At 63.9% G+C, this 2,915-nt stretch carries 3 protein-coding genes; 2 read left to right on the top strand and 1 reads right to left on the bottom strand.

Going from position 1 to position 2,915, the window contains the following annotated elements; translation table 11 throughout:
- Positions 1 to 1,306: 1,306 nt before the first annotated feature.
- Positions 1,307 to 1,789 (bottom strand): MarR family winged helix-turn-helix transcriptional regulator, encoded by a 483-nt coding sequence (locus WDW90_RS35990; RefSeq protein ID WP_336492534.1) that lies wholly within the window; start codon positions 1,787 to 1,789, stop codon positions 1,307 to 1,309.
- A gap of 201 nt (positions 1,790 to 1,990) precedes the next feature.
- On the opposite strand from WDW90_RS35990, the gene WDW90_RS35985 reads away from it, so the two are divergent.
- Positions 1,991 to 2,308 (top strand): hypothetical protein, encoded by a 318-nt coding sequence (locus WDW90_RS35985; RefSeq protein WP_336492533.1) that lies wholly within the window; start codon positions 1,991 to 1,993, stop codon positions 2,306 to 2,308.
- Between the two features lie 155 nt (positions 2,309 to 2,463).
- The gene (locus tag WDW90_RS35980; RefSeq protein WP_336492532.1) at positions 2,464 to 2,691 is read left to right on the top strand and encodes a hypothetical protein; all 228 of its coding nucleotides are present in this window, start codon (positions 2,464 to 2,466) and stop codon (positions 2,689 to 2,691) included.
- The last annotated feature ends 224 nt before the right edge of the window (positions 2,692 to 2,915 follow it).

The following is a 2,915-nucleotide window of genomic DNA, read 5'->3' as shown; positions in this document are numbered from 1 at the left end:
TCTGGATCAGAGGAAGGGGTAGAGGAAGGAGCCGACCGAGAGCGCCACTGACGAGGACCGCCAGCAACAATGCCAAAACGATGGTGACCGTTTCCATCTAATCCCTTCGCGAAAATACCTAGATTGCCCTGAAGCGGCAGGAAGCAGCAGGCGGCAACGCATTCCAATATCGGCTCTGTCAGAGGCGGTCATAGCGCCATCTCCACCGCTGCCATCCATCAGGTGTCTGCCTTAGAGTCCGGATCGGCCGACTACACCTTCCAGCCCGTGAAGGTGCCCGAGGGCGCGCGGCCAATGACGATCGTGCAGCACAAAGCGACTTGGAAGCTGCCCTAACTGTTTGCGCCCTGTGGGGCCTTGGCAATCTCGCAGGTCGCCGCGCTGCAAGCCGCTGCGGCCGGCGGCTTTCTGCTGTTCCACTGTTCCTCAAGCCGGGTGAGCTGAGCCACGGCGGCGCGGGGGTACGCCTGAAGAGGTAGCACCCTCAATTGAAAAGGTCCGCGGCAGCCGGTTGCTGTGCACTCCGCCATCGCTTCCACATTGCGGAGGCAAGCCGCCGGCGGGGCTATTGAGGGTGTGGCGCCTCGTCGGCGGCGCTCTGCTCAGTCCGCTCCGAACGATTGCTGGCCCCTGCCCTGAGGCGCAGCATCGGCCTGCGCCCTGTCTGATGATGCGCAGGGTAGCAGGCACCGGCCGCACCCGTTTCGAACCCCCCCTGTGACGGCGATGCGGTCGGTGACCCCTGCCCACGCCGCGCCGCACCAGCTTGCCAGCGCATACCCTGGCGCGCAGCATGATCTTGTCCCCTGCGGAGCGGACCAAGGGGGCAGTCGCCGGCCGCGGGGTGCAGCCGCCCTTGGGCGTGGCTGCGGTCGGCGACCCCCTTGTCTGTCCTCTCCCAACGATTGCCGCCCCCCTGCCGTGAGGCGCAGCATCGTCGTGCGCCCTGTTCAGGACTCCAGGGTGCAGGCACCGGCCGCACACGCTGAAGGCTTCCCCGGAGCGGAGTTGCGGTCGGTGACCCCTGCCTGCACTTCACAATCCCCAGATGGCTGGTGCAACGCCGTCGCGATCGGTGACAACCACGCGACGCAAGCGCCCGCTGACTTCCATCCAATCCAGCGTACCAGCGGTCCAATAGGGCTTGCCCTATTGGACCGTTCCAAACGCCACAGACCACTATGTAAGGAAAACGAGGGTTTCCCAAACACTTCAACCTGTTAGGTTTGTGTGTCTGGAAATCAAAATGGCGCGCAATCCCGGCCCATTCGCATGGATTGGGCGTTGTGGAGCATGCTGGACGTGCTCAGGTCGACAGTGCGGTCACGGCAGCACGGAAGGCGTTCTGGTTGACCTTACCGAGCTGTTCGGCGCAAGCGGCTTGCGCCTCCTCCCATAGAGAGTACGCCTCGGTCAGGAGTGCGCGGCCTTCATCCGTGAGCACGATGCGCCTGACACGCCGATCTTCCGCATCCGCCTGGATCGCAAGCAGGCCGCGGCGCTCTAGAGGCTTCAGGTTGGCCGTCACCGTGGTGCGATCCGTCGCTAGGTCATGCGCCAGCGCGCTAATGGTCGGCGCCTCGTCGCGGACGAGCATCATCAGGAGCGTGAACTGCCAATTCGACAGACCTGTCAGGCGGAGTGCCGCATCATACCGGCGACCGATGGCGCGCGCTGCCTTCTGGGCCGCGAAGCTGAGGCATGCTTGTTCGACAGCTGCCGCAACAGCGGGGGTCAGGACAGGCGTTCCGGCCACAGGCCGCTCCTCAGAAAAGTTGATACCAACCATGTAGGAACTCTCCCTGTTCTGTGCAGGCAGCAGAGACCGCGAACGGCATAAAACATCAAACAGGGTTGATACCAACGCATGTGTGCAACCGCACGGCATCGGCCCCTAAAGAGTTTATATCAACTTTATTGCAACGAGCCAAGGCGCCGCCCCCTCAGGGGGCACTCCGCTCCGACCGCTCACGCACTTTGGAGAACTCCGATGACCGTTCGTTCCGCCTTCGCTGCTGCTGCCGTCGCCGCCAGCCTGGCAGCCTTTGCTGCTCCGGCCTCTGCTCAGGAGGTTCAGAGCTTCGGCGCCTGGGGCCACACCTTCAACGTTCCGGGATCGCAGTCAGCCGTGGTTGCAGTGGCGGCGACTCGCAACAACGCTGTTCTGACTACCGGCTCGATTGCTCCCAAACGCGCCTACGCTTCGGCCAGGGCCGGAGCCCCTGTTGAGAGCGCTGTCGCCGCTCACGGGCAGGCGGCCCGGACACTCAACGTCTGGGGTGCCCGGGTCGATGCTCCGGCCCACTGAGCAGGGCTGAGCCATTGCAGCCGTCTTGCACCTGCGCTCATTGATTTCGTCGATATAGGCTGTCGATGACATCTGTTTGAGTGATAGCGCGCCGCAAAGCATATCCCTCTCACGAAGCAGGGCACAGGCCCTGGAACACTATAGGGATCAAGACCATGACCATTCGTTCTCTCGTTCTCGCTGCCCTGACGGCCGCCACTCTGGCCGGCACCGCGATGGCGGATGACCGCATCCATCTCACTCCGCCGCTTTACCGTGAGCAGGCCCGCGCCACGGCAGCTGTGCGTCCGGCTTCCGAGCTGACGACAACGCCGTCCTTGGTTGCGGCTGGCCCCACAACCCCACGCGTTGTCGCTGAGGCCGCTGCAGTCCCGGCTCGCTAAGGCGATCCCTGCCTCAGTAGGTACCCGTTCTCGACATCGCCCCGGCCTCGCGCCGGGGCTTTTCTTCTCCCTCTCAGTCTCGTCGAACCGCGCCAGCTGCGCGCGGATTGGATGTTACGGAACCAACTAGAGCGGGGCTCGTCCGATCGGAAGCTGTGCTGGGCGGCTGAGGGTTGATGGGGCAAGGAGGAGGCCATGCCGACAACCTTGTCCGTCGATCTGCG

It is taken from the genome of Methylobacterium nigriterrae, from assembly GCF_037106235.1.
In the GTDB taxonomy this organism is placed as follows: domain Bacteria; phylum Pseudomonadota; class Alphaproteobacteria; order Rhizobiales; family Beijerinckiaceae; genus Methylobacterium; species Methylobacterium nigriterrae.
This window is presented reverse-complemented; position numbering and strand designations above follow the sequence as displayed.